This is a genomic window from Tahibacter soli, from assembly GCF_025717065.2.
GTDB lineage: Bacteria > Pseudomonadota > Gammaproteobacteria > Xanthomonadales > Rhodanobacteraceae > Tahibacter > Tahibacter soli.
In genome coordinates, this window is the sequence record NZ_JAOVZO020000020.1 from 142744 (window position 1) to 168703 (window position 25960).

At 66.3% G+C, this 25960-nt stretch carries 20 protein-coding genes and 1 pseudogene; 12 read left to right on the forward strand and 9 right to left on the reverse strand.

The annotated features are described in order from the left end of the window. Window positions 1–46: 46 nt before the first annotated feature. Window positions 47–1111 carry an RNA polymerase-binding protein DksA gene (gene dksA / locus OD750_RS21590; RefSeq protein WP_272842115.1) on the reverse strand — a complete coding sequence of 355 codons (1065 nt, stop codon included), beginning with the start codon at window positions 1109–1111 and terminating at the stop codon, window positions 47–49. Between the two features lie 116 nt (window positions 1112–1227). On the opposite strand from dksA, the gene yidD reads away from it, so the two are divergent. The 5 genes from yidD (at window position 1228) to OD750_RS21615 (ending at window position 7926) form a co-directional block, all read left to right on the forward strand. Continuing rightward, window positions 1228–1479: a membrane protein insertion efficiency factor YidD gene (gene yidD / locus OD750_RS21595; protein ID WP_263544167.1), complete on the forward strand. Its 252-nt coding sequence runs from the start codon at window positions 1228–1230 to the stop codon at window positions 1477–1479. Between the two features lie 21 nt (window positions 1480–1500). Then, window positions 1501–2835 (forward strand): dihydroorotase, encoded by a 1335-nt coding sequence (locus OD750_RS21600; RefSeq protein WP_263544168.1) that lies wholly within the window; start codon window positions 1501–1503, stop codon window positions 2833–2835. Further along, complete coding sequence (locus OD750_RS21605) at window positions 2832–3635, forward strand: M23 family metallopeptidase (protein WP_263544169.1); 804 nt, start codon at window positions 2832–2834, stop codon at window positions 3633–3635. The genes OD750_RS21600 and OD750_RS21605 overlap by 4 nt, the downstream gene beginning before the upstream one ends. Before the next feature lie 114 nt (window positions 3636–3749). Next, on the forward strand, window positions 3750–4550 hold the full coding sequence (locus OD750_RS21610) for a M23 family metallopeptidase (protein ID WP_263544170.1): 801 nt from the start codon (window positions 3750–3752) through the stop codon (window positions 4548–4550). Between the two features lie 439 nt (window positions 4551–4989). Continuing rightward, window positions 4990–7926: a TonB-dependent receptor domain-containing protein gene (locus tag OD750_RS21615; protein WP_263544171.1), complete on the forward strand. Its 2937-nt coding sequence runs from the start codon at window positions 4990–4992 to the stop codon at window positions 7924–7926. A gap of 60 nt (window positions 7927–7986) precedes the next feature. Here OD750_RS21615 and OD750_RS21620 read toward each other — a convergent pair whose 3' ends face one another. Continuing rightward, entirely contained in the window at window positions 7987–8415 is a 429-nt protein-coding gene (locus OD750_RS21620) for a LysR substrate-binding domain-containing protein (protein WP_263544172.1), read from the reverse strand. 19 nt (window positions 8416–8434) lie between these two features. On the opposite strand from OD750_RS21620, the pseudogene OD750_RS21625 reads away from it, so the two are divergent. After that, window positions 8435–8539, forward strand: a pseudogene (locus OD750_RS21625) (3-ketoacyl-ACP reductase); the annotation flags it as partial. A gap of 56 nt (window positions 8540–8595) precedes the next feature. Here OD750_RS21625 and folE2 read toward each other — a convergent pair. The 7 genes from folE2 to efp form a co-directional block, all read right to left on the reverse strand. Continuing rightward, window positions 8596–9567, reverse strand: coding sequence for a GTP cyclohydrolase FolE2 (gene folE2 / locus OD750_RS21630; protein WP_263544173.1), 972 nt, complete (start codon window positions 9565–9567; stop codon window positions 8596–8598). Between the two features lie 104 nt (window positions 9568–9671). Beyond that, window positions 9672–10487, reverse strand: a complete 816-nt coding sequence (locus OD750_RS21635; protein WP_263544174.1) for a squalene/phytoene synthase family protein — start codon at window positions 10485–10487, stop codon at window positions 9672–9674. Continuing rightward, the gene (locus tag OD750_RS21640) at window positions 10484–11155 is read right to left on the reverse strand and encodes an HAD family hydrolase (RefSeq protein ID WP_263544175.1); all 672 of its coding nucleotides are present in this window, start codon (window positions 11153–11155) and stop codon (window positions 10484–10486) included. Before OD750_RS21640 ends, OD750_RS21635 begins: the two co-directional genes overlap by 4 nt. After that, window positions 11152–11871 carry a bifunctional 2-polyprenyl-6-hydroxyphenol methylase/3-demethylubiquinol 3-O-methyltransferase UbiG gene (ubiG, locus tag OD750_RS21645; protein ID WP_263544176.1) on the reverse strand — a complete coding sequence of 240 codons (720 nt, stop codon included), beginning with the start codon at window positions 11869–11871 and terminating at the stop codon, window positions 11152–11154. The genes OD750_RS21640 and ubiG overlap by 4 nt, the downstream gene beginning before the upstream one ends. Further along, on the reverse strand, window positions 11843–12358 hold the full coding sequence (locus tag OD750_RS21650; RefSeq protein WP_263544177.1) for a hypothetical protein: 516 nt from the start codon (window positions 12356–12358) through the stop codon (window positions 11843–11845). The genes ubiG and OD750_RS21650 overlap by 29 nt, the downstream gene beginning before the upstream one ends. Before the next feature lie 8 nt (window positions 12359–12366). Further along, window positions 12367–13692 (reverse strand): TRZ/ATZ family hydrolase, encoded by a 1326-nt coding sequence (locus OD750_RS21655; protein ID WP_263544178.1) that lies wholly within the window; start codon window positions 13690–13692, stop codon window positions 12367–12369. Between the two features lie 454 nt (window positions 13693–14146). After that, entirely contained in the window at window positions 14147–14713 is a 567-nt protein-coding gene (efp, locus tag OD750_RS21660; protein ID WP_263544179.1) for an elongation factor P, read from the reverse strand. 87 nt (window positions 14714–14800) lie between these two features. Between efp and epmB the strand changes: the two genes are divergently transcribed. From epmB to tnpC, 6 genes are all read left to right on the forward strand, one after another. Further along, complete coding sequence (gene epmB / locus OD750_RS21665) at window positions 14801–15823, forward strand: EF-P beta-lysylation protein EpmB (protein ID WP_263544180.1); 1023 nt, start codon at window positions 14801–14803, stop codon at window positions 15821–15823. 201 nt (window positions 15824–16024) lie between these two features. Further along, entirely contained in the window at window positions 16025–18100 is a 2076-nt protein-coding gene (locus OD750_RS21670; protein ID WP_263544181.1) for an EAL domain-containing response regulator, read from the forward strand. 1159 nt (window positions 18101–19259) lie between these two features. Beyond that, window positions 19260–23795, forward strand: coding sequence for an RHS repeat-associated core domain-containing protein (locus OD750_RS21675; protein ID WP_263544182.1), 4536 nt, complete (start codon window positions 19260–19262; stop codon window positions 23793–23795). Beyond that, window positions 23752–24054: an IS66 family insertion sequence element accessory protein TnpA gene (gene tnpA / locus OD750_RS21680; protein ID WP_263542428.1), complete on the forward strand. Its 303-nt coding sequence runs from the start codon at window positions 23752–23754 to the stop codon at window positions 24052–24054. The genes OD750_RS21675 and tnpA overlap by 44 nt, the downstream gene beginning before the upstream one ends. Continuing rightward, on the forward strand, window positions 24048–24386 hold the full coding sequence (tnpB, locus tag OD750_RS21685) for an IS66 family insertion sequence element accessory protein TnpB (RefSeq protein ID WP_263542429.1): 339 nt from the start codon (window positions 24048–24050) through the stop codon (window positions 24384–24386). The genes tnpA and tnpB overlap by 7 nt, the downstream gene beginning before the upstream one ends. Before the next feature lie 15 nt (window positions 24387–24401). Beyond that, the gene (gene tnpC, locus OD750_RS21690) at window positions 24402–25943 is read left to right on the forward strand and encodes an IS66 family transposase (protein WP_425508253.1); all 1542 of its coding nucleotides are present in this window, start codon (window positions 24402–24404) and stop codon (window positions 25941–25943) included. Window positions 25944–25960: the final 17 nt, after the last annotated feature.

Genomic DNA, 25960 nt, shown 5'->3' on the forward strand with positions numbered 1-25960 from the left:
AACGCCCCGCATCGCGGGGCGTTTCTTCATGCAGCATGACTCGCGATCAGTCGCCCATCTGCCGCTGGCGATGCTCCCAGCGTTCCTGGGCGTCAAGGCACAGCGTCGCGATCGGGCGCGCTTCGAGACGTTCGAGGCCGATGTCCTCGTCGGTTTCTTCGCAGTAGCCGTAGCGGCCTTCTTCGATGCGCTTCAACGCCTTGTCGATCTTGGCGATCAGCTTGCGATAGCGGTCGCGCGTGCGCAGTTCCAGCGAGTTCTCGGTCTCGCGCGTGGCGCGTTCGGCTTCGTCGCCGATGTCGCGGACTTCCTCGCGCAGATTGTCGATCGTCTGTTTGGATTCCTCCACAAGTTGATCCCGCCATTCCCGCAGCTTGTTGCGGAAGAACGCGAGATGCATCGGGTTCATGTATTCCTCGTCCGACGACGGGCGATAGCCCGGCGGCAGGTCGATGTTGGTGGTCGCCGCGAGTGCGTAGCGACCGCCTTCCATCGTGATGCCGGTTTCGGAAGCGGTCGGCGCGATCACGCCTTTGCGCGAAGTTTTCTTGGACTCTTCTGTGATCACTTGCTTGACAGGTTTGCTGGTGGTGGGTTGCGGGGCCGGTACGGGGCTGGTCGCCGGCTTGGGAGCCGGCGCCGCTGTGGCCACGGACTTGGCGGCGGCTGCCGGTGCAGCGACCTTGGTTGCAGCGGGCGCCGCCTTCTCGACGGGCTTTGCCGCAGGTTTCGCGGCGGGTTTCGGGACCGCGACCGGCGCGGCTTTGTTCACGGCGGCTTTGCTCAACGATTTCGTTTCGGCTTTCTTGATGCTCTTCGCCGCAGGTTTCACGGTCTTGACCGTCGCCGCGGTCTTTGCCTTCTTTGCGGCCGGTTTGGGCTTCGCCAAGGGCTTGACGCTCTTGGCGGGCGGCTTGGCGGCCTTGACCGGCTTCGTCGGTTTGCCCGGTTTCGTCGACTTCGCGGCAGCCTTCGCCGTCTTGGCGAGCGGCTTCATGACTTTGGCGACGACCTTCTTGCGCGTCGCAGCGGGTATTTTCGCACCCTTTGCGCCCGCCGCCTTCCCCTTCGGCGCGGGCTTCCGTGCAGAGCTGAGCGAGCTTTTCGCCATTTCCGTTCACCGTTGTGGCTAGGCGGCGGCGTGTTATAGCCTAAGTCACGAAGTACCGGCAACCGCCGGAATCCCCTTACGTCCGATCCGGCCGCATCCTTCGGTCCACGCCATTCGTGACACGGCTAATACTCTTTTTTCTCAAGCTGTACAAGCGTTTGTTGAGTCCGCTGCTCGGCGCGCGCTGCCGCTATCATCCGAGCTGCGGCGACTATGCCCGCATCGCGGTGGCGCGCCACGGCGCTCTGCGCGGCGGTCTCCTCGCCGGCTGGCGCCTGTTGCGCTGCAATCCGGCCAGCGCCGGCGGCATCGATCCCGTACCGCTCACCTTCACGTTTCGCCGGCCGCCGAACGCCGACGATAGCTAGACGACAAGATAAGGAAATGTCATGACCGACTGGCTGATCCAGAACGCCGAACTCGTCAACGAAGGCCGGCGCTACGTCGCCGACGTGCGCCTCGCGCACGGACGCATCGAGCGCATCGCCCCGACGCTCGCGGCGCGCCCCGGCGAACGCGTCGTCGACGCCCAGGGCCGCTGGCTGCTGCCCGGCATGATCGACGACCAGGTGCATTTCCGCGAACCCGGCCTCGAACACAAGGCCGATTTCGCGACCGAGTCGCGCGCGGCGGTCGCCGGCGGCATCACGAGTTTCATGGAGATGCCGAACTCCAAGCCGACCACCACGACGCGCGAGGCGCTCGAGGACAAGTACGCCCGCGCGGCGATCAAGTCGGTCGCGAACCACGCGTTCTACTTCGGTGCGACGAACGACAACCTCGCCGAAATCCAGCGGCTCGACCCGCGCGCCGCGTGCGGCATCAAGATCTTCATGGGCGCCTCGACCGGCAACATGCTGGTCGACAACCCCGACACGCTCGACGCGATCTTCCGCGACGCGCCGGTCATCATCGTCACGCACTGCGAAGACACGCCGACGATCGAGGCCAACCTCGCCGTCGAACGCGCGCGCTACGGCGCGAACATTCCGGTCGAGCGGCATCCGTACATCCGCTCGCGCGAGGCGTGCATGAAGTCGTCGAAGCTCGCGCTCGAGCTTGCGCACCGGCACGACACGCGCCTGCACATCCTGCACATCACCACGGCCGAGGAACTCGACCTGTTCGCGCCCGGCCCGCTCGCCGGCAAGCGCATCACCGCCGAAACCTGCGTGCATTTCCTCGAGTTCGCCGAAAGCGACTACGCCACGCTCGGCAACTGGATCAAGTGCAACCCGGCGATCAAGTCGGCGTCCGACCGCGACGCGATCATCGCCGCCGTGCGCGACGGCCGCATCGACGTGCTCGCGACCGACCACGCGCCGCACACGCTCGAAGAAAAGGCGCTGCCGTACGAACAGGCGCCGTCGGGACTGCCGCTCGTGCAGTTCGCGCTGCAGTGCGCGCTCGAACAGCACTTCGCCGGCAATCTCACGCTAGAGCGCATCGTCGAGGCCGTGACGCACGCCCCGGCAACATTGTTCAACGTGCAAGAACGCGGCTTTTTGCGCGAAGGCTACTACGCCGACCTCGTGCTGGTCGACCCGAACCGCCCGCACACCGTGCGCCGCGACGAGGTGCTGTCGCGCTGCGGCTGGTCGCCGTTCGAAGGACGCACGTTCAAGAGCACGATCGCCGCGACGTGGGTCAACGGCCATCGCGTCTGGGACGGCATCGCGCTCGACGATTCGGTCATGGGCCGCCGCCTGGAATTCGCGCGATGAGGGCTGCGTTCGCGTGCGCGGCGCTGGCCGCCGCGTCGCTTGCGTTCGCCCGCGAAAAGACCCTCGAGCCGCCGCAGACCGTGCAGCAGGGCCAGCTCGTGATCGCACAGGCGCGGCCCGGCAGCCGCGTCGAGTTCGACGGCCGGCCGGTACGCGTCGGCGCCGACGGCGTCTACGTGTTCGGCATCGAGCGCGACGCGAAATCCGCGACGCTCGTCGTGCGCGAACCCGGGCGCGACGCGCGCACGCATGCGCTGACGGTGCAGCCGCGCGAGTACAAGATCGAACGCGTCGACGGCCTGCCGCAGCACACCGTGACGCCCGATCCGGAACTGGCCAAACGCATCGCCGACGAGCAGGCGCGCGTCGCCGCGGCACGCCGGCGCGACGACGACCGGGAGGATTTTCTGCACGGCTTCGCGCGGCCCGCGCAGGGCCGCATCAGCGGCGTCTACGGCAGCCAGCGCATCGACAACGGCACGCCGAAGGCGCCGCACATGGGTCTCGACATCGCCGTGCCGACCGGCACGCCGGTACGCGCGCCGGCCGGCGGCGTCGTGACGTTCGCCGAAACCGGGCTCGTGCTCACCGGCGGCACGGTGCTGATCGATCACGGCCACGGCCTGACGAGCTCGTTCCTGCACCTCTCGCGCATCGACGTGAAAACCGGCGACAGCGTCGAGCGCGGCCAGGTGTTCGCCGCCGCCGGCGCGACCGGCCGCGCGAGCGGTCCGCACGTGCACTGGGGTTTCAACTGGTTCGACGTGCGCCTCGATCCGGCGCTGCTGCCGCCGCACTGATGCCCGCCGCAACGTAAAAACGTAGCGGTACGGGCATTGGGAACTTGTGCAACGCCGCACCCGGCGTCACCGCGATTGGCGATACTGCGGCCTCCACCATGGGGAGGTCGAACGATGCAACGCCTGATCGTCGCGGGATTGCTGAGCTGCGCCGCCGTCGCGCATGCGCAGATACCGGATGCATTGCCCAAAGAGGTCCAGCAGGGCCAGCTCGTCGTCGTCAGGACGACGCCCGGCAGCAAGGTCACGTACGCGGGCCGCAACGTGCGCGTCGCCGCCGACGGCACGTTCGCGATCGGCATCGCCTACGACGCGCCCAAAGAGGTCCGCGTGCAGGTGCGCGCGCCGGGCGGCAAATCGAAGGTCGAGCGCATCGCCGTCACGCAGCGCACCTACGAGACCGAGCGCGTCGACGGCCTGCCGCCGGAAACCGTCACGCCCGACGCGAAAACCGCGCGGCGCATCCGCGCCGAAGCGGCACGCGTCGAAGCCGCGCGCCAGCGCAACGACGATCGCACCGATTTCGCCGGCGGCCTGAAAAAGCCGCCGGGCCGCGTCAGCGGCGTCTACGGCAGCGCGCGCATCGACAACGGCCAGCCGCGCGCGCCGCACCTGGGCCTCGACATCGCCGCGGGCGCCGGCACGCCGATCGCCGCGCCTGCAGGCGGCATCGTGACGCTCGCCGAGCCCGATTTCGTGCTGTCCGGCGGCACCGTGCTGGTCGATCACGGGCACGGGGTGTCGAGTTCATTCCTGCATCTTTCCAAAATTGACGTCAAAGCCGGCGACCGCGTCGAACGCGGCGCGAAGATCGGCGAAGTCGGCGCGACCGGCCGCGCGACCGGGCCGCATATCCACTGGGGCGTGAACTGGTTCGGCACCCGCCTGGATCCCGCGCTCGCGCCCTCGCCGTAGCGGGACGTCGGGAAACGGGCTCCTGCCCGTTTCTCCATCGAACGGCGCAAGCAAAGCTTGCGCACCTTCTCCGAGAGTCGATCGCCTGCGCGATCGACTCTCGGGCGATCCATCCGTGGATCGCATCGGCCGGCTCTTTCTCGACAGCCCGCCAGCACCGGACGTCACCGTCGTTTTGCGTTCGCACGCATTTCGCGCAGTGCGCGCAATTTAGGCAACGCGAAGCTGCAAGCCGCGTCGATATATTCGGTCCCGCCGCTCGAACTTAACTTCGAATTTATGTTCGCGCGGCGGGATCTTCGGATCGCCGCTCGCTCATGGGGAAAAACACCGCAAGCGATCGCCGGGGCCGCGCGCCCCGTTCCGAAGCATTCGGACGAGAAGTACGAAGACTTACGTAGAAGCTGCGACCTCGCCGACCACGATTAGGGGAAGGACCATGACCTTGCATCGCTTGAACCGCGCCATCGGCGCGGCGTTGTACGGCGGCCTCGCCGCCGCCGCTCTGCTGCCGGCGCTCGCCGCCGCGCAGGAAGACACGCGCGAAACCAACCGCCTGGAAGCCATCACCGTCACCGGTTCGCGCATCAAGCGCACCGACATCGAAACGTCGCAGCCGGTATTCGCGCTCGAACGCGCCGACCTCGAACGCACGGGCCTGACCTCGGTCGTCGACGTACTGTCGGAAATCACCACGAACGGCGCGTCGCTGGGCCTGTCGGTCAACAACGGCAACACCAACGGCACGAGCCGCGTCGACCTGCGCAACTGCGGTTCGAACCGCACGCTGGTACTCGTCAACGGCCGCCGCTGGGTGACCGAACTCAACGGCAACGTGGATCTTTCCACGATTCCGTTCGCCGCCGTCGAACGCATCGAAGTGCTCAAGGACGGCGCCTCGTCGATCTACGGCACCGACGCGATCTGCGGCGTCATCAACATCACCATGCGCGACGGCTTCGACGGCGCCGAAGCGAGCGCCTACGTCGGCCAGAACTCGTACGGCGACGGCAAGCGCGAAGCGTACGACCTCACCGCGGGCGCGTCGGGCGACCGCTGGAACGGCTTCGTCAACATCGCGTACACGAACCAGGACGCGATCCTCGCCGCCGACCGCGACATTTCCAAAGTACCGTTGTACGGTTTTCCGGCGAACACGTCGTCGCCGGGCCGCGCGAGCGCGACCACGCCGTGGGGCACGTTCAACGTCGCCGCGCTCGGCGGCATCGTCACGCTCGATCCGTCCCGCACCGGCTGCCGCCCGAACCAGGCGTGCGCGCCCGCGACGGCCGGCGACTTCCGCCTGTACGACTTCCGCACCGACGGCTACAACTTCGCGCCCGAGAACTACCTCGTGCAGCCGCAGGAAACGCATTCGGTCTATTCGCAGGGCAAGTTCAAGATCACCGATTCGATCAACGCGCGCGCCGAGGTGCTGTACAGCCAGCGCACGAGCGAGGCGCAGCTCGCCGCGCAGCCGCTGACCGGCGTGCGCATCACGGCCGACAACGTCTACAACCCGTTCGGCACGACCGTGAACGGCGTGACGTTCCGTCCGACCGTGCATCCGCGCAGCTTCGCGGTCGACCAGGACACCTGGCGTTTCGGCCTCGGCATCGACGGCAATTTCGAAGCCTGGGGCCGCGGCTTCAACTGGGACGTGAACTACATGTACTCGGACAACGAACTCGTGCAGATCAAGCGCGGGTTCTTCGACGCGACGCGCTTCGCGCTCGCGACCGGTCCGTCGTACATCGATTCGACCGGCGTCGCGCGCTGCGGCACGGCGGCCGCGCCGGTCGCCGGCTGCGTGCCGTTCAACCTCGCCGGCGGCAACGCCGGCATCACGCAGGACATGCTCGACTACGTCGGCGTCTCGCCGCGCAATGTCACTTATCAAGAAACGAAAAACTACACGGCGAACATCAGCGGCGAAATCGTGGAACTGCCGGGCGGCATGCTCGCGTTCGCCGCGGGCCTGGAGTACCGCGAAGAGTTCGGCTATTTCGATCCCGATCCGCTGACCAGGAACGGCGCGGTGCTCGGCGACAACGCCGCGCTGCCGACGCGCGGCGGCTACGATCTGAGCGAAGGATTCCTCGAACTGGCGATTCCGGCGCTGCGCGACGTCGCGTTCGCGCGCGTGCTCGAGTTCTCGCTCGCGACGCGCCATTCGGACTATTCGAACTTCGGCACCACGAACAATCCGAAGTTCGGTTTCCGCTGGCAGCCGATCGACGACGTGCTCGTGCGCGGCAACTACTCCGAAGGCTTCCGCGCGCCGTCGATCAACGACCTCTACGCCGGCCTCGGCGCGAGCTTCCCGACCGCGGTCGATCCGTGCAGCAACCGCTCCGGCGCCTATCGCGAAAGCGCCGAAGTGCGCTCGCGCTGCGCCGCCGCGGGCGTCGATCCGACGTACTTCCAGCGCTCCGCCCAGGTGCGTTCGACCGTCGGCGGTTTCGACAGGCTGACGCCGGAAACCGCGCGCACGAAGACGCTCGGCTTCGTCTACAGCCCGAGCTACCTCGACGGGCTGAGCCTGACGCTCGACTGGTACAAGATCCAGATCGAGAACAACATCGGCGCGCGCACGACGCAGCAGATCCTGAACGACTGCTACATCTCGAACATCGCCAGCCGCTGCGCGCTGATCCAGCGCGACCTCGACGGCTCGCAGTTCGGCAGTCCGGGCGAAGTGTCCAACGTGCTCGGCATCAACTCGAACTTCCGCGCGGGCCTGGAAGTGGAAGGCTATGACTTCACGGTCGACTACCGCTTCGGCACCGACCTCGGCGACTTCCACGTGCAGTGGGACAACGCGTACATCGCCTACTTCGGCGACATCGGCCAGCCCGAACGCGGCGTGCTCAACGGCGACGGCGATCCGAGTCTCGGCAATCAGATCGGCACGCAGCTCAACAACTCGTCGGCCGGCTCGCTGTGGCGCCTGCAGTCGCGCATCGCGACGACGTGGAGCCGCGACACGTGGACGGCGACGCTCGGCGCGAACTACACCTCGGCGCTCAAGGAAAACTGCGCGCTCGTGACGAATACCGCGGCGGGCCTCGGCCGGCCGGAACTGCGCGAGCTGTGCAGCGATCCCGATCGCATCGTCAACATCTACTCGGTGCAGGGCGACGGCACGGTGCGCGCCACGCCGTCGGCGCAGCCGCAGAACACGCTCGGCTCGCGCTGGTACTTCGATCTGCAGGGTACGTGGACCGCGCCGTGGAAAGGCACGATCACGGCCGGCGTCCGCAACCTGTTCGACAAGGATCCGCCGGTCTGTTTCTCGTGCTTCGCCAACAACTACGAAACGAACTACCGCACGCCGGGCCGTTTCTACTACGTCAGCTACAAGCAGAAGTTCTGATCGTTCGCGAGCAAATCGTTCCAACGTAAACCGGACGGCGCGGGCAACCGCGCCGTCTCGTTACGGCAGCGGCCCGAACCTGTCGGCGTAGATCTGCACGAGCCAGTCGACGAACACGCGCAGACGCGCCGACAGCTGGCGATGCTGCGGATACATCGCCGACACGGGCAGGCCGGGGCTGCGCCACCCGGCCAGCACTTCGACGAGGCTGCCGTCGCGCAGCGCGTCTTCGACGTGATAGCGCGGCAGCTGTATCAGTCCGCAGCCGCGCAGCGCGCACGCGACGTAGGCCTCGGCGTCGTTGACCGCGATCCAGTGACCGAGCGCGTATTCGCGCAGCTGCCCGTCGACCACGAGTTCGAACGGATAGCTGCGATCGTGGCCGCTCGCGAAGAACCCGACCGCGCGATGCGCCGGCAGTTCGTCGGGATGCGCGGGCGCGCCGTGCCGCGCAAGATAGTCGGGACTGGCGCAGATCGCCTCGGGCATGACCGCGAGGCGCCGCGGTCGCATCGGCACGCCGGACGAAAACGCCGCCGCCGCGTTCCTCGTCGGCCCGGACGGCGGCTGGGTCAACTCGCAGGTGCTGCGCGTCAACGGCGGTTTCGCCTGACCGGCCCCGCTGATACCGTGCCCCCGGCAGCGGCGAGCGCCGCCGGGTGCAAGGGATCAGCGGCGCAGCGGTGCGAACGCGTCGATGCCGCCGGTGTAGCCGTTCGCGACGCCCTTCGTGGCGACCGCGACCGCGTTGTGCGGATGCAGGCTTTCGTAGTGCGACACGCGCAGCCAGAAGTCGGTGACGTGTTCGGCGCCGTCGAGCGCGTGCTGCACGCGCCTCGCGGCATCTTCGCAGAACATCAGGTTTTCGCCGTTGAGCCGCGCGAACGCCTGCTCGTCGACGCGCTTGACCGCGGTCTGCACCGGCGTCTTGAGCGACGCTTCGACGCGATCGATCAGGTCGATGATCGGAAACTCGAAGCCCTGGCCGAGCTTGACGCGCACCTCGGCCGAACTGCGCTGGCTGTGCGGCGTCGCGTTGATGCCTTCCTCGCTGCCGAGCCACGCGACGACGGCGTCGTAGTCGAGCGGTTTGCCGCGCGCGAAGTCGTCGTTGAAGCGCTCCTGGATCAGCTGCCGCGCGAGCGCGGCCGAACACGGACAGGTGCTCGAATAGACCACTTCGAAACCGAGCTCGAGCGAAAACTGGCCGCGGTCCATCAGCGCGGTCAGCACGATCGGATACGACTTCCAGCCGCTGTTGTCGCTGACGAGCGCCTTGCGGCGTACGAGATGGTCGAACGCGATGCGCACCATCGCGCGATCGGACAGGTCGGCGTGCGAGTCGAGAAAATCCTTGAGCAGCCGGCGCAGCGAACACGGCGTGAGCGGCTCAGCCGACAGCGATTTGTCGACGTGCAGATACAGCCGCGACATGTGGATGCCGCGCACGTCGGGCTTGGCGAGGTTGACGTACGCGGTGACGCGCGCGCCCGACTGCACGGTGCGGCCGTCGTGGCCCGCGATTTCTACCGGGACTTCGATCTCGCCCATGCCGACCCAGTCGAGCGCGCCGGCGACGTCGGGACGCGCCTCCTTGGCGATGTCGGGCATGGCGCGGAGCGCGTTGTCGGTGTTGCGCATGGAACTTTCCTTCGCGCCGGAAGGAATGGCGCGTGGTGAACCGGGGAGGTGGGGCCGCTCGATTCGGGGATCAATAGCTTATCAGCAAGGGTCGAAAACCCGGCTCAGCCGCGCCGCGCCTCGCGCCACGCGTGCCAGAACGTCGTCGCCGGCGCCCGCGCCAGGCCGTGCCACAGCACCGGCAGCGGGTCGGCGGCGCGCCGTGCTGCCGCAACGAGCCGGCGGTCGAGCCGCGCGCGCGCGCGCGCGGCGAGCGTCGCCGCGTCGCCGACGGCGGCGAGATCGGCGGCGATGTCGGCAAGCTGGTCGTGCATCGCCGCGTCGCGCGCCGCGCCGGGCCGCGCGAGATCGTCGCGCGACAGCTGGTGCCGCGCGAGGCGGTTCAGCGGCAGCGTCGCGCGCATGTCCTCGTCGTCGAACGGCGTGCGTGCGGTTTCTCGCAGCAGATGGTGCACGGTGCGCGCCCGCGCGCTCGCGGCCTCGCCGTCGTCGGTCGCGCCGAACGCCGCGCGTTCGAGCCGCGCGATCGGCGCGAACACGCGCGCGGCCTGCGCGCGCTGCGCCGCGTAGTCGGACGGCGGTCCGGCCTCGCGCAGCGCGAGCGTCGCGGCGAGCAGCGCGTCGACGGCGCGCGCGTCGAACGCCTGCGCGGTTTCACCCAATGCCTGGCTGATCGGATGCCGGCCCTCGCCGCGCGCCGCGCGTTCGATTTCGTCGCGCCACCATTGCAGCTTGACCGCGGCGACCTGCGCCTCGGGCAGGTGGAACGCGGTCTGCGCCAGTTCGTGCGCGAGGCATTCGAACGCGGTCAGCGCATCGCGGCGATCGGGCGCGACGAACGCGCGCACGATCGGAAACTCGGGGCGCGCCTGCACTAGCTTCGCGACGAAGCTCGCGAACGCGGTGTCGCCGGCGTTCATGCGGCGAGGCTGAGCGCCGTCGTGAGCTCGGCGGCCGAATGGACGACGAGATCGGCGGCCCACGCGGCCGGATCTTCGCCGTCGAGGTAACCCCACGCCGCCGCGACCGTCAGCATGCCGGCGCCGCGACCCGCTTCGATGTCGCGCAGATCGTCGCCGACATAGGCGCAGCGCGCGGGATCGAGGCCCGCGATCGCACAGGCGTGCAGCACCGGTGCCGGATCGGGCTTCTTCACGGCGAGCGTGTCGCCGCTCACGAGCGCGACGCAGCGCGCGCCCCAGCCGATCTGTTCGACGAGCGGGCGCGCGAGCCAGCCCGGTTTGTTCGTGACGATGCCCCAGCGACCGCCGCGCCCCTCGATCGCGTTGAGCAGGCGCTCGACGCCGGCGAACGGCCGGGAATGCACGAGGATGTTCGTCGCGTACAGATCGAGAAACCGCTGCAGCAGCGCGTCGCGCGCGTCGTCGTCGAGGTGCGGCAGTCCTCGGCGCAGCATCGCGCGGCCGCCCTTGGAAACGACGTGGCGAATGCCGTCGGCGTCCGGCGGCGGCGCGCCGATTTCCACGCACAGGCGGCGCACCGCGTCGACGAGATCGGGCGCGCTGTCGACGAGCGTACCGTCGAGGTCGAACAGCACCGCGTCGAGGTCGTGGCCGAACAGTTTCATCGGGGCTTCTCCGCGGCGAGCAGGTAGTTCACCGCGACCGACGGCTTCGTCGCCGCCTTGCGCGTGAACGGGTTGTAGTCGAGGCCGCGCAGGTCGGCCAGTTCGAGGCTGGCCGCGCGCAGCGCCGTCGCGAGTTCGCTCGGCCGGATGAACTGCGCGTAGCGATGCGTGCCGCGCGGCAACAGGCGCATCACGTATTCCGCGCCGACGATCGCGAGCGCGAACGCGGCCGGCGTGCGGTTCAATGTGGAAAAGAAGACTTTGCCGCCCGGCTTGAGCAATCGCGCGCACGCGCCGACGACGCTGCCGGGATCGGGCACGTGTTCGAGCATTTCCATGCAGGCGATCGCGTCGTACGTGCCGGCCTCGTCGTCGGCGAGCGCCTCGACGCTGACCTCGCGATAGTCGACCTTGAGGTTCGATTCGAACAGGTGCAGGCGCGCGACGTCGAGCACGCCGGGCGACAGGTCGATCGCGGTGACGTTCGCGCCCGCGCGTGCGAGCGCTTCGCTCAACAGCCCCCCGCCGCAACCGACGTCGAGCACGCGCGCGCCGCCGAGGCTCGCGCGTTCGGCGATGTAGGCGAGGCGCACGGGATTGAGGTCGTGCAGCGGTCGCGACTCGCCGTCGGGGTCCCACCAGCGGCTGGCGAGGCGGTCGAATTTCGCGGTTTCGGCGCGGTCGACGTTAAGCGCGCGGGACGTGTGATCTGTCATCGTTGCTGACCTCGGAATGCGCGATGGCCGGCTTCGCGGCGCGCGAGGCGCGCCACAACAGCAGCAGTACCGCGATGGCGAACAGATTGATGCCGAAAACGAACGGGCGTTCCGGCCGGACGGCGAAATCGAAGTCGAAGCTGAAGCCGAACGCGTAGAAGATGCCACGGTTCAGCGACTCGCCGCTGCCCTTGACGAAGATTTCGCAGGCGGGCCCGGTCCACAGCCGGTACACGAACGACGTGGTCGCCAGATGCGGAACCTGCGCCAGCCAGAAAAGGCCGCTCGCGACCAAGGCCTGGCGGTGCGGAACGGATCGCCAAAGGCCGATGCCGGCGACGAGCGCGGCGACGAACAGCACGCCGAACGCGATGCTTGCGGCGAGGCTGTCGTCGCTGCCGGTCGCCAGAACCAGCAGCGCGATCCCGATGCCGCTGCCCGCGATTTGCAGCACGCCGACCAGCCGCAACCAAAGCTTGAGCTTCATGCCGTCGCCTACTGCAGCCGTTCGCGCCAGCGTTGCGCGCGTTCGCGCAGCTCGGCGACGTCGATGCCGGTCAGCCGCCCGTGCGCGAGCTTGCGCACGCCGGCGATCCACACGTCGCTCACCTGATGGCGGCCGGCCGTGTAGATGAGCTGCGAGACGACGTTGTAGATCGGGTGCATCTCGATCGCGTCCAGCCGCACCGCCGCGAGATCGGCTTCCTTGCCCGCCTCGATCGAACCGACGCGTTCGGACCAGCCGAGCGCGCGTGCGGCGTTCAGCGTCGCGGCACGCAGCGTCGACGCGGCGTCGAGCGCGCGCGCGTCGTTCGCGACGGCCTTGGCGAGCAGCGCCGCCGTGCGCATCTCGCCGAACATGTCGAGATCGTTGTTGCTCGCGCAGCCGTCCGTGCCGAGCGCGACGTTGACGCCGGCGCGGCGCAGGTCCTCGGCGCGGCAGAAACCGCTCGCGAGCTTGAGATTCGATTCGGGACAGTGAATGACGCTGACGCCGGCCTCGGCGCACAGCGCGATTTCGGCGTCGGTCAGCTGCGTCATGTGCACGGCGATCAGGTGATCGTTGACGATGCCGAGGCCCTGCAGGCGCTGCATCGGCCGCACGCCGTGGTCGCGGCGCGAATCGTCGACCTCCTGCGCGGTTTCGTGCAGGTGCAGGTGCACCGGAATATCGAGCTGGTCGGACAGAAGGCGCGTGCGTTCGAACGCCTCGTCGCTGACCGTGTACGGCGCGTGCGGCGCGAACGCGGTGCCGATCAGCGCGACGTCGCGCAGTTCGTCGTGCACGGCGAGCGCCTTGTCGAAGTATTCGTCGCGCGTCTTCGCCCACGCGCTCGGAAATTCGATCAGCGGCAGGCCGACCATCGCGCGAAAGCCGTGGCGGCGGTACGTCGCGGCCTGCACGTCGGGAAAGAAATAGTTTTCGCTGCACGCGGTGGTGCCGCCGCGCAGCATTTCGGCGATGGCGATCTCGATGCCGTCGCGGACGAATTCCGGGCCGATCGCCTTGGCTTCGGCCGGCCAGATATGGTCCTTGAGCCAGGTCATCAGCGGCAGGTCGTCGGCGATGCCGCGCATCAGCGTCATCGGGTTGTGCGTATGCGCGTTGATGAGGCCGGGAATCAGCGCGTGCTCGGAAAGGTCGACGGTCTCGCGCGGCGCGTAGCGTTCGCGCGCGTCGGCGATCGGCAGCAAGTCGACGATGAGGCCGTCGTCGACGGCAACGGCATGGTGCTCCAGGACGACGGCATGCGGCTCGACCGGCACCACCCAGCGAGCCTCGATGACGATATCGACTTCGCGCTTGGGCGTGGAACTCACGCGGTGCTCCTTGTTCGGCTACGGTGGCGCATGATGGGGGTTGATATGAAAAAGGGAAACCCGTTGAGGAGTTTCCCTTTTTCTTTGCTCGTCATCCCGATCGTTCGGTGTCGTGCAGGATATTCGTCGTATCGGGAAGTCCCGACGTCGCGGCGACCATCAAGCGCGACGCGATCGTGCGCCGCGCCCCCTCATCCCACCCTTCTCCCCCAACGCGGTTGGGGGAGAAGGAGTCGAGGGTTCCCGCGCTGCGCCGCTTGAGCCCTCTCGCCAAAGTTCGCCTGGGGGAGAGGGTTGGGTGGAGTCGAGGGTTCCTGCGCTGCGCCGCTTGAGCCCTCTCCCCCAAGCTCGCTTGGGGGAGAGGGTTGGGTGAGGGGGCGACGTCGAGGTCTTCGTTGCGCGACGGAAAAGCCGCTTCAAGGCACGCAACGCATTCGTACCAGATAGCAGTCGCTTATTTGACGCGCGACACGTATTCGCCGGTGCGCGTATCCACCTTGATCTTCTCGCCCTGCCCCACGAACAGCGGCACGCGGACCACCGCGCCCGTTTCGAGCTTCGCCGGCTTGCCGCCGCCGCCCGACGTGTCGCCGCGGACGCCCGGATCGGTTTCCGTGATGTCGAGTTCGACGAAGTTCGGCGCCGCGACGATCAGCGGCGTGCCGTTCCACAGCGTCACCACGCAGGTTTCGTTGCCCTTGAGCCACTTCGCCGCATCGGCCATCGCGGCGGCGTCGGCCGGCACCTGCTCGTGGGTTTCCGGGTGCATGAAATGCCAGAACTCGCCGTCGGAGTAGAGGTATTCCATGTCGGTATCCATCACGTCCGCCGATTCGAGCGAATCGGTGGCCTTCATCGTCAGTTCCACGACGCGGCCCGACTTGATGAAGCGGTACTTCACGCGCGTGAACGCCTGGCCCTTGCCCGGCTTGACGTATTCGGTGTCGGTGATGACGCACGGCTCGTTGTTGACGATGATCTTCATGCCGTTCTTGACGTCATTCATGCCATAGCTGGCCATGATTCACTCCTGAAACTGGTGGTCGCCGCGCGTTCGACGGCTACAATAGACGGTTGCCGGGTTGCCCGGAATTTGTAGAAGCCCGCCATGATAACCGCTAACCGCCACCGTGCGCAGCCGGCATCCGACGCCGTCCGGCCGAGCTGGCAGCAGCTGTGGCGCGACGCCGTCACCGACCCGGCCGAACTCCTCGCGCTCGTCGGCCTCGCCGATCGCGCAGCCGACCTCCTGCCCGCCCGCGACACCGGCTTTCCGTTGCGCGTGCCGCGCGGGTTCGTCGCGCGCATGCGCCACGGCGACCCGAACGACCCGCTGCTGCGCCAGGTGCTGCCGCTCGCCGCCGAACTCGACGCCGCGCCCGGCTTCGCGCTCGACGCCGTCGGCGACATGGCCGCCCGTTCGGCGCACGGCGTGCTGCAGAAGTACCACGGCCGCGCGCTGCTGATCGCCACCGGCTCGTGCGCGATCAACTGCCGCTACTGCTTTCGCCGCCACTTCCCGTACGCCGACGAAACCGCCGCGGCCAACCGCTGGCAGGCCGCGATCGCGGCGCTCGCCGCCGACCCGGGCGTCGACGAGGCGATTCTCTCCGGCGGCGATCCGCTGTCGCTGTCGAACGCGAAACTCGCGGAATTCCTCACCGCGGTCGCCGGCATGCCGCACATCCGCCGCGTCCGGCTGCATACCCGCCTGCCGGTCGTGCTGCCCGAGCGCATCGACGCCGGCCTCGCCGATCTCCTGGCCGCGCTGCCGCAGCGCGTCGCGGTCGTGCTGCACGCGAACCACGCGAACGAACTCGATGCCGGCGTCGCCGACGCCTGCCGGCGCCTGCGCGACGCCGGTGCGACGCTCCTGAACCAGTCGGTGCTGCTCGCCGGGATCAACGACGACGAGGCCGCGCTCGCCGCGCTGTCCGAACGCCTGTTCGACTGCGGCGTGCTGCCGTACTACCTGCACCAGCTCGACCGCGTGCAGGGCGCCGCGCACTTCGAAGTCGACGATACGGTCGCGTTGGCGCTCGTCGAAGCGCTGCGCAACCGGCTGCCGGGCTATCTCGTGCCCAAACTCGTGCGCGAAATCGCGGGCGCGCCGGCCAAGACGCCGCTGTGACGCCCTACGCTATTCGGGGCGCTTCGTCTGGTAAACGGGGGACGAATCCGGTAAAAACGGCGACAGACGGTACTGCTCGCACGCGGTGCTCCGAGTCGAACCTCCCCAGGATCTGTCCGCGCCGGACGCGGCACCACCCCGATGGGTACCTATCCGGCGTCGTCGATCGCCCGCGTACCATCGATTTGTGCTCCGAGCCCAATGAGTAAACAGGACAGTGTCATCAAGCTGCTGCTGATCGAGGATTCGGTCGAGGATGCCGAGCAGCAGATCAGCGTATTGCGCAACGGCGGCATCGCCGTCCGCCCGACCCGGGCGACCAACGAAGCCGAACTCGAAGACCAGATCGCCCAGGCCACGCCCGACCTCATCCTCGTCAACCTCGCCGCCAAATCGCTGCGGCTCGACCAGGTGGCCGAAGCGGCCAACCGCGGCGGCAAGGACATCGCGATCGTCGCGACCGCCTCGGGCCCGAGCGAAGACCAGATCGTCAACGCGTTCCGCGAAGGCGCGCGCGCGCTGGCGCTGCGCGGCCGGCCCGATCACATCCAGATGATCGTGCGGCGCGAATTCGAAAGCCTGCTGATGCGCCGCAACGTGCGCAAGCTCGAAGCGGCCCTGCGCGAAATCGAACGCCGCTGCGACTCGCTGCTCGATTCGTCGCGCGACCCCATCGCCTACGTGCACGAAGGCATGCACGTGCGCGCGAACAAGGCGTATCTCGAAATGTTCGGCTTCGAGGACTTCGAAGACATCGAAAGCATGTCGATCCTCGACATGATCGCGCCGGACGACGCCGACGACTTCAAATCGCTGCTGAAAAAGCTCTCGAAGGGCGAAAAGCCGCCGCAGAAGCTCAACCTCAAGGCGCAGCGCAGCGACGGCTCGACGTTCGACGCGACGATGGAATTCGCCGAGGCGAGCTACGACGGCGAACCGTGCCAGCAGGTGATCTTCCGCCAGCAGACGGCGAATCCCGAGCTCGAGAAGGAACTCGACGCGCTGCGCTCGAAGGATCTCGTCACCGACCTCTACAACCGCCAGCACCTGCTGGTCGAACTCGACCGCACCGTCGCGCTCGCGGCGAGCGGTCGCAACGACCGCACGCTGATCCTGCTCGAACCCGACAACTTCAAGCAGGTGCTCGACACGATCGGCATCGGCAACGCCGACCTGCTGCTCGGCGACCTCGCCAACCTGATGCGCCGGCACCTGAAGGAAGTCGACGTCGCGGCGCGCTTCGCCGACCACACGTTCGCGGTGCTGCTGGTCGGCCGCGAACCGGAAGAATCGAAAAAAGTGGCCGAGCTGCTGCGCAAGGCGTTCAGCGACCGCATCTTCGAGGTCGGCAAGCAGTCGATCACGCTGACGATGTCGATCGGCGGCTCGCTGATCGGCGAGAAGAACGCGAACGCGCAGACGATCCTCGGGCAGGCCAACGCGACGCTGCGCGGCGCGCAGAGCGAAGGCGGCAACCGCGTCAACGTGTTCGACCCGGCGGCGCAGGACAAGGCCGCCGAAGAAAAGCAGCGGCACTGGCTCAAGCTCGTGCAGGACGCGCTCGCGAACAACGGCTTCGTGCTGTTCAACCAGCCGATCATCAGCCTGCACGGCGCCGAGGGCGAATTCTTCGAAATCCTCCTGCGCATGCAGGGCGGACCGAAGGGCGAGATCACGCCGAACTTCTTCCTGCCGATCGCCGAGCAGTACGGCCTGATGCCGCAGATCGACCGCTGGGTCATCGCGCACGCGATCAAGGCGCTGGTCGAACGCGAGAAGGCCGGCAACAAGACCACGTACTTCATCAAGCTCACGCCGCAGTCGCTCGAAGACCAGACGCTGCTGCCGTGGATCGCGCAGCAGCTCAAGAACGCGCGCCTTCGCGGCGACGCGCTGGTGTTCGAGATGCCGGAAAGCAAGGTGGTGACGAGCCTGAAGCCCGCACGCGCGTTCGTCGCGGGGCTCAAGCAGATCCACTGCGGCTTCGCGCTCGAACAGTTCGGCTCGGGGCTGAACTCGTTCCAGCTGTTGAAGCATGTAGACGCGAACTACTTGAAGCTCGACCGCAGCTACATGGCCGAACTGCCAAAGCACAAAGAGAACCAGGAAAAGCTCAAGGAACTGTGCGACCAGGCGATGCACGCGGGCAAGCTCACGGTGGCCGAATTCGTGGAAGACGCGGCGAGCATGTCGATCCTGTTCAGCTGCGGCGTGAACTTCGTGCAGGGCAACTTCCTGCAGGAGCCTGAGAAGGTGATGGCTTACGAGGTGAGGTGAGGCGAGGTGCGTTTCGTCCTTGCCTTCTGCACTTATGCTCGTCATCCCAGCGAACGCTGGGATCCAGCCTTGGACTTTGCTCGCTTTTCGCTTTTGCCCGTCATCCCGACGAGAAGCGAAGCGACAACGGCGTAGCCGGCCCGAAGGGTGAGCGACGCAGGCGCGAGTCAAGCTGGGATCCAGCTTTTGACTTTTTTACTTTTGCTCGTCATCCCGGCGAAAGCCGGGGATCCAGCCGTTGCTTTCCCCCTCACTGCTTCGCCTGGTCCCTCAGCGAACTCTGACGAAGACGACAGGGACAGCAGTAATCCTCGCAGCGAACGCTCTCCCTATAAGCCAGCCGACTCCTGCCTGCCACCTCAGGCAGTGAGAGGTTCCGCGTCGACGAAGCAGAACGGATTCGATCATTGAAGCCTACATCAAATTGCTCGCGGCTCAGAATGGCCATGCAGAAGTCGTACACCTGTTGATCGGCAAGAGTGCCGACATTGCCTCGTCGCTACCGGCACGATGTGCGGGATCATCGAATACGCCGAGGACCCGGATCAGGCGAATGCTGCTTGACGCCGCAAATGATAAGAAGGGACGAGTCATCGAAAGGTGACAAGGTGCTATCTCGTTGCACAACGTGATCCCCTCGCCGTCACTGGCGACGCAAGCCGACAATGACGGCCGATGCCCGCCCCCTGCGCGGCTTTCTCGGGATAAGGAAAAGTGCCGGCCCCCGTGACCACCTGCGTCATCACGTCAGCTACGGAAGAGCGGTCGTCACGCGATCACTTTCACGCAGTTGCCGACGAACGCACTTCTTACCCGGACCTGCGCCCGGAAGAAGGGCGGTATTGGCCGTGCTCTCGTCTGGTGAGACGCGCCGGTTGTCTGATATGCCTATTGGCGTCGCTTCCCTGTACACCGCGTTTCGTCAGCTACAACCCCGACGCTGTTCGGCGGACGTTGTCCGATTCAGTGTGCGCCTGCCACGTGTGGATACGCGCACGTATCTCAGAAATTTCCTAGTGAATAAAGGGAGAAATTCTGATGCTGCTGTAGGAAGCTTCTGTACCGGATTGAACGACAGGCCGATAGACTCGGGCGAACGGCCCGCCAGCCCCAAGGCCTTTCTCCCTCATCTTCGAAACCCGACTGCCGGAGCTTCCTCATGGCTGCGCGTTCGCTGCTGCGCCTATGTCTATCTGCGGTATTGACCTGTGGTTGCTTTTCGTCGGCCTATGCGGACGATCCCCCTATTCCGGCAGGCACGACCGGCCCGACGACAGTCGAAGCCGAATTCAGCAAACGCATCAAGGCGAACGAGGACATCGACGTTCTCGGCGAAGACCTGATGGGCGACCGCGTGAGCCTGTACAACGGCACGCTGTCGTTCTCGACCACCGACATCGCGATTCCCGGCAACTTTGCCTTGCCGGTGTCGATCGGCCGCCGCTACACCGTCGGTTCGCAGTCGATCGACGGTCACTTCGGCGACTGGGAACTCGATATCCCGCACCTGTCGGCGACCTACAGCACGCGCGATGGCTGGATCGTCACCGACCCGAACAGCCCGGACAAGCTCAAGCGCTGCAGCTTTTTCGACGCGCCGCCGCCGGTTCTCGGCAGCACGCTCAACGGCGGCGTGTTCGCAACTTATGAGTTCTGGCATGGCGTGAACCTGACCTCGCCCGACGGCAACAGCCGCGAGGTGCTGCTACGTAATCCCGGCACGTCGTGGTATCCGAGCGACGGGCAGACCTATCCGCTCGTCACGACCGACCGCTGGGCCCTGCGCTGTCTTGCCGCGACCGCATCGGGCGAACCCGGCGAAGCGTTCGTCGCGGTTTCTCCGGACGGCACGCAATACCGGTTCGACTGGCTCGTGCGGCGCGACGCGCCACTCGTGGCCAAGAGTTACGCCGAACCGAGCCCTATCGCGCCGGAATCTCCCCGCGCGCCAGTTCCTGGGACGTACTCGCTGACGCGTTACGAATACTGGATGCTGCCGACGCGCATCACCGATCGATTTGGCAACACAGTCGACTACGCGTACGACATGGCAGCTGGTGCCGATCGTTGGCGTCTCCAGAGCATCACGGCGAGCGACGGCCGCCAGATCACGCTCACCTATGACGGCACAAGCCGCCGCATCGCGACCGCGACGGTCGGCACGCGCACGTGGACTTATACATACAACGGCGGCGGCCTGACGCAGGTCGAACGTCCCGATGGCGCGAAATGGACTTATGCACTCGCAACGCTGACCTCGGCCAACATCAGCTATTCCTCGAATTCCGTAACGTGTACGAACACCGGCGCAGGCAGCTACACGGCCGGCACCTTCGTCGGCACGACCACGCGCAACGGCACCGTAACGCACCCGTCCGGCGCGGTCGGCACGTTTACCGTCGAGGCGCGTCATCACGGCCGCTCGTTCATGCCGTCGCGCGCGAACAACTGCATCGTCTACAACCTGCCGGGCGGTGGACAACACGGCTTCGAGCGCGACCCCGAGGTGTTCGATACCTGGGCGCTGACATCGAAGGCACTGAGCGGCCCCGGCATTGGCACGCTGACGTGGAACTACGCGTATCCGACTGCGCAGAACAACGCGATCGGCGACGCCTGCGGCGCGAGTTGCTCGCGCACGAAGACCGTCACCGTCACCGATCCCGAAGGCAACACGACGGCGAGCACGTTCGGCACGAAGTTCCAGGAGGACGAAGGCCAGTTGCTCAAGGTCGAAAGCGGTCGATCCGGCAACGTCGTTCGCACGACGACGTACCGTCATCGTCAGCCGACCGGCACGCCGTATCCCGCGCAGATCGGCACGTCGTTTCGCGAATCGGGCGATGCCTACATGGCGACGCGCCTGTACCCGCAGGATCGACGGCAGATCACCGAGCGCGACACGACGTTTACCTGGGAGGCGACGGGCTTCGACGTCTACGGCCAGCCGACGATCGTCACTCGATCGAGCACGCTCGGCCACAGTCGCACCGAAACGACCGTCTATCACGACAACACCGCAAAATGGGTGCTGAGTCAGGTCGCGACTATCACGGAAGGCAGCACGGGGGCGACCAGGGTTTCAAACGGATATGACCTGACGACGGCGGTACTGACGAGCACGAGTGAATTCGGCCAGCCCGCGACCACGATGCAGTACTACGGCGACGGCACGCTGTGGCGGCAGACCGACGGTGCGTCGCGCACGACGACGTTCAGCAACTATGTTCGGGGCGTCGCGGAGAACGTGCTGCTGGCAGACAACAGCACGCTCGAAGCGGACGTCAACACATACGGAGAAATCGCGTCGTTCAAGAATTCGGCCGGCTACACGACCCGCTACGAATACGATGCCGGAGGCCGCGTCGCACGCATTGACTATCCGGACGGCGATACGCCGGACTGGACCGATACCGTCGCAACGTTCGAGCGCATATTCACGCCGGAATACGGCCTCGCCTGTGTCGGCAGCGCGTGCATGCACTGGAAGCAGACGGTTCGCACCGGCAACGGCTACGCCGAGAAATACTTCGATGCGCTGTGGCGCCCGGTGCTCACGCGCGTCTACGACAGCGGCAACGAGGCTGCGACGCGGCGTGTGACGTTGCGGCGCTTCAACAGCGACGGCCGCGAAACCTTCGCGTCGTATCCGGCGCGCAATATCACGTCGATCACGAACACCGTGTCCGGTACTGCAACGCAGTACGACGCCGTGGGGCGTGTCAGCGACATCGCGGCAGATTGGGAAGGTGGTACGCCGTACACAACGGAAATCCGCTACCTCGACGGATTCGTCAAGCAAATCAAGAACCCGCGCGGCAAATACATCACGACGACATTCCAAGCGTTCGACGAACCCGACGAGTCGTCGCCGCTCGCGATCAGCGCACCGCTCGGTATCACGACGACGTACGGGCGGGACGTTTTCGGCAAGCCGACGAGCTTGACGCGCAGCGGCTTCTACCAGGGCTCTCCGATCAGCGCGACGCGCCGCTACGTCTACGATCCGAATCAACGCCTGTGCAAGACGATCGAGCCGGAAAGCGGCTCGATGGTACAGGCTTACAACAGCGCGAATCTCGTTGCGTGGCGGGCGACAGGCCAGAACCTGACGAACACGACGAACTGCGAACAGGCGAGCGTGAGCGCGAATCAGAAAGAATCGTACAGCTACGACGCGCTGAATCGGTTGAAGGACACGACGTACAACGACAGCGGCGCGACGCTGCCGATCACGCGCACGTATACGCCGGATGGACTGCTCGAATCGATCGCGTCGGACAACAGTTCTTGGACGACGACCTACAACTTTCGTCGCCTTCCGAAGAACGAAACGCTGACGCTGAATGGCACGGACAACTATGCGATCGATTACACATATACCCCGAACGGGCATGCCGCGAGCCTGAGGTATCCCGACGGCGCGGTCGTTGGCTATGCGCCAAACGCGCTCGGCGAGGCAACCACGGTAGGAATCTACGCGACGCAGGTCACGACGCATCCGAATGGCGCCCTGGAGGGCTTCCGTTATGGCAACAACATCCAGCACACGACGCAGCAGAACACGCGTGGCCTGCCGAGCGTCAGCACTGACGCCGGCGTGCTCAACGACGTCTACGCGTACGACGAAAACGCCAACGTCACGGCGATCACCGACGCGCTGACGAGCACGTTCACGCGCACGATGGCGTACGACGACCTCGATCGGCTGGAGACGGCGACCGGTGCATCCTGGGGTGGCACCGCGACATTCAGCTACGACGCGCTCGACAATCTGCGTACGACCGTAACGCCCGCCGTCAATTGGCGGCACGAATACAACGCGACCTCCCAACGGCTCAACCGACTCGCCGACGCGAACAACAACAGCACCATCATTAACTATGTGTACGACGCGCGCGGTCGCACAACGACGCGCAACAATCAGACGTTCACGATCGACCTTGCGAATCGCGTCAAGGCGGTCAGCGGCAAGAATCCGGCGACGTACCGCTACGATGGCCACGGTCGCCGCACGAGCGTGACGAAGGCCGGCACGACGACGGTACAGATCTACGGCCAGGCCGGCCAGCTTCTGTACCAGAGTGCGCCGAACGCGAGCGACAGCATTTTTCGCAGCGGCTTTCAGTCGACTGACACGCCGTATCCGCCAGCCAGCGGCGGCAGCAAGCGCTACATCTATCTCGGCCGTCATCTGATTGCGGAAGACGGCTCGGCCGGCCGCAGGTACGTACATACCGACGGGCTCGGTTCACCGGCACGAACGACCGACACCAGCGGCACGCCGTCGGCACGCAACGACTACCAACCTTACGGATGGGGGCCGCCGGCACAATCGGTGCCGGGATTCACCGGCCACGTCGCCGACGCGGAGACGGGGCTGAGCTACATGCTCGCGCGGTACTATGACCCATTCGCCGGCCGCTTCTTGGCTGTCGATCCCGTCGTGGCGGACGGTGCGTCGTTCAATCGTTACTGGTATGCAAACAACAATCCCTACAAGAACGTTGATCCCGACGGACGAGCCGGCAAAGTTGCTTGGCTGGTGGAGCTGACATCAAGTGGGATGAAGGTAAGCGTCCGGCGCCGCCACATTCTCGAACCCGATCATCAGAGCAATGCTTGTCGCTCACCTTCTCGGAGCGCCAAACGTGCAAGCATCGAAGACCGAAGCATTCTGGCGTCGTCACGTTGAAGCGTGGCGATCGAGCGGCCTGACGCAGAAGCAATATGGCGCCAAGCTTGGTATCAATGCGTTGACGTTGGCGCATTGGAGCTACCTGCTCAAGCGCAAGTCGAGCACGCCTGGGCAAGCTCTGGTGCCGGTCCGCGTGGTCGGCAACACACTGCCGGCGACCATCGAGTTGCAGCATGGCGCCTGGCGTATCGCCGTGCCGGTCGGAACGGATCCACGCTGGCTCGCTGCATTGATCCGCGAGACCTTGGCATGTTGAGCCCGACGTCATGGTGGATCGCGGTGGAGCCGATCGATCTGCGTCGTGGCATGGATGGCTTGTTGACGGCGATTGCGATGCAGTTCGGTCACGACGGACTCGCCGGTGGCGCGTACGTGTTCCGCAATCGCAGCGCCACGCGGATCAAGGTGATCTGCGCCGACGGCAGCGGCGTGTGGATGTGCGTGCGGCGCTTGCGCGAAGGCCGCTTCATCTGGCCGCGCAGCAGCGATCGCGTCTGCGAGATCGACGCGCAGTCGTTCGCGTGGTTATGCACGGGTGTGGACTGGCATCGATTGTGCGCAAAACCGCTGGCCGGCGCGCTGGTATAACTTTACAATCGGCGCATGAGTGTTGATGCATCGACCAACGACGATCTGCAAACGCGGTTGCGCGAAGCGCTGGCTGCGTTGGCTGACCGCGATGCCCTCATTGCCCAGCGCGATGCACAGATTACCGAGATGGCAGCGGTCGGCGCTTACCGCGCCGCGCGCATCAAGGTTCTCGAAGCACAGATGGCGGCGATGAACCGCGCCCTGTACGGCCGCCGTTCCGAACAACTCGACCCGGCCCAGCGGCAGCTGTTCGAGGAGTCGCTCGAAGAAGACATCGTCGCGATACAGACGGAGCTGGAGACGCTCAAGGAATCGCCGTCTGCACCGCGGCGCCAGCCCAAGCGCCTGCCGTTGCCGGAACACCTGCCGCGCGAGGAGGTTCGTCACGAGCCCGCCTCGTGCACGTGCACGCAGTGCGGCAACGCGCTGACGCCGATGGGCGAAGACGTCACCGAGCAGCTCGACTGCAAGCCGGCCGAGTTCTTCGTGCGCCGCCACATCTATCCGAAGTACGCGTGTCGCGCGTGCGAGACGGTGACGGCCGCTCCGAGCCAGGCGAGCGTGATCGAGCGTGGCCGACCGGCGCCGGGTCTGCTCGCGCACGTGCTGGTCGGCAAATACGCCGATCACCTGCCGCTGTATCGCCAGCAGCAGATCTACCAGCGCAGCGGCGTGGAACTGGCCCGTTCGACCCTGGCCGACTGGACCGGCGCCGCCGGCGTCGCGCTGATGCCGCTGGTGTCTGCGATGAAGGCCGATCTGTTGCAGCGCCCGGTGATCCACGCGGACGAAACGCCGGTTGCGCTGCTCGATCCGGGCGCGGGCAAGACAGCACGTGCGTATCTGTTTGCCTACTGCGCCACGGACGGACCGCCGATCACGATCTTCGACTTCTGCACCAGTCGCAGCGGCGAGCATGCCAAGAACTTCCTCGGCGCCTTCCGTGGCCATCTCGTCGTGGACGACTACGCCGGCTACAAAGCCCTTTTTGCAGAAAACATCACCGAAGTGGGCTGCTGGGCGCATATCCGCCGCCTGTTCTTCGAGTTGCATGCGGCGAAGGCCAGCGCGCACGCTGAACCGGCATTGCGCCAGATCGCCGAGCTGTACCGGATCGAAGCCGAGATTAAAGGTCTGGATCCGCCCGAACGGCTTGCCCGACGACAACGCCAGGCGCGCCCGGTGCTCGATGCGTTCGAGCAATGGATCGACAACCTGTTGCCTGCCGCTTCACCCAACAGCGGCCTCGCCAAAGCGCTCGCGCATACCCGCAAGCGCTGGCCGGCGCTCGTGCGCTACGTCGACAACGCTTCGCTGCCCATCGACAACAACCCGGTCGAACGTTCGATCCGGCCTATCGCCGTGGGCCGCAAGAACTGGTTGTTCGCAGGCTCCAAAGCCGCCGGCGAGCGTGCCGCCGCGATCATGAGCCTGATCGCCACCGCCAGGCAGAACGGCCATGAGCCTTACGCGTATCTCAAGGATGTGCTGACCCGCCTGCCGACACATCCCGATCGTCGCATCGCCGAACTTCTGCCGCACCGCTGGGGCTGACTATCGCGGCTGATGTG

Excerpts from the sequence above, each read along its gene's own strand:
- dksA (WP_272842115.1), bottom strand. The coding sequence starts at position 1,111 with ATGGCGAAAAGCTCGCTCAGCTCTGCACGGAAGCCCGCGCCGAAGGGG.
- OD750_RS21600 (WP_263544168.1), top strand. The coding sequence starts at position 1,501 with ATGACCGACTGGCTGATCCAGAACGCCGAACTCGTCAACGAAGGCCGG.
- OD750_RS21605 (WP_263544169.1), top strand. The coding sequence starts at position 2,832 with ATGAGGGCTGCGTTCGCGTGCGCGGCGCTGGCCGCCGCGTCGCTTGCG.
- OD750_RS21610 (WP_263544170.1), top strand. The coding sequence starts at position 3,750 with ATGCAACGCCTGATCGTCGCGGGATTGCTGAGCTGCGCCGCCGTCGCG.
- OD750_RS21615 (WP_263544171.1), top strand. The coding sequence starts at position 4,990 with ATGACCTTGCATCGCTTGAACCGCGCCATCGGCGCGGCGTTGTACGGC.
- OD750_RS21620 (WP_263544172.1), bottom strand. The coding sequence starts at position 8,415 with ATGCCCGAGGCGATCTGCGCCAGTCCCGACTATCTTGCGCGGCACGGC.
- folE2 (WP_263544173.1), bottom strand. The coding sequence starts at position 9,567 with ATGCGCAACACCGACAACGCGCTCCGCGCCATGCCCGACATCGCCAAG.
- OD750_RS21635 (WP_263544174.1), bottom strand. The coding sequence starts at position 10,487 with ATGAACGCCGGCGACACCGCGTTCGCGAGCTTCGTCGCGAAGCTAGTG.
- OD750_RS21640 (WP_263544175.1), bottom strand. The coding sequence starts at position 11,155 with ATGAAACTGTTCGGCCACGACCTCGACGCGGTGCTGTTCGACCTCGAC.
- ubiG (WP_263544176.1), bottom strand. The coding sequence starts at position 11,871 with ATGACAGATCACACGTCCCGCGCGCTTAACGTCGACCGCGCCGAAACC.
- OD750_RS21650 (WP_263544177.1), bottom strand. The coding sequence starts at position 12,358 with ATGAAGCTCAAGCTTTGGTTGCGGCTGGTCGGCGTGCTGCAAATCGCG.
- efp (WP_263544179.1), bottom strand. The coding sequence starts at position 14,713 with ATGGCCAGCTATGGCATGAATGACGTCAAGAACGGCATGAAGATCATC.
- epmB (WP_263544180.1), top strand. The coding sequence starts at position 14,801 with ATGATAACCGCTAACCGCCACCGTGCGCAGCCGGCATCCGACGCCGTC.
- OD750_RS21670 (WP_263544181.1), top strand. The coding sequence starts at position 16,025 with ATGAGTAAACAGGACAGTGTCATCAAGCTGCTGCTGATCGAGGATTCG.
- OD750_RS21675 (WP_263544182.1), top strand. The coding sequence starts at position 19,260 with ATGGCTGCGCGTTCGCTGCTGCGCCTATGTCTATCTGCGGTATTGACC.
- tnpB (WP_263542429.1), top strand. The coding sequence starts at position 24,048 with ATGTTGAGCCCGACGTCATGGTGGATCGCGGTGGAGCCGATCGATCTG.
- tnpC (WP_425508253.1), top strand. The coding sequence starts at position 24,402 with ATGAGTGTTGATGCATCGACCAACGACGATCTGCAAACGCGGTTGCGC.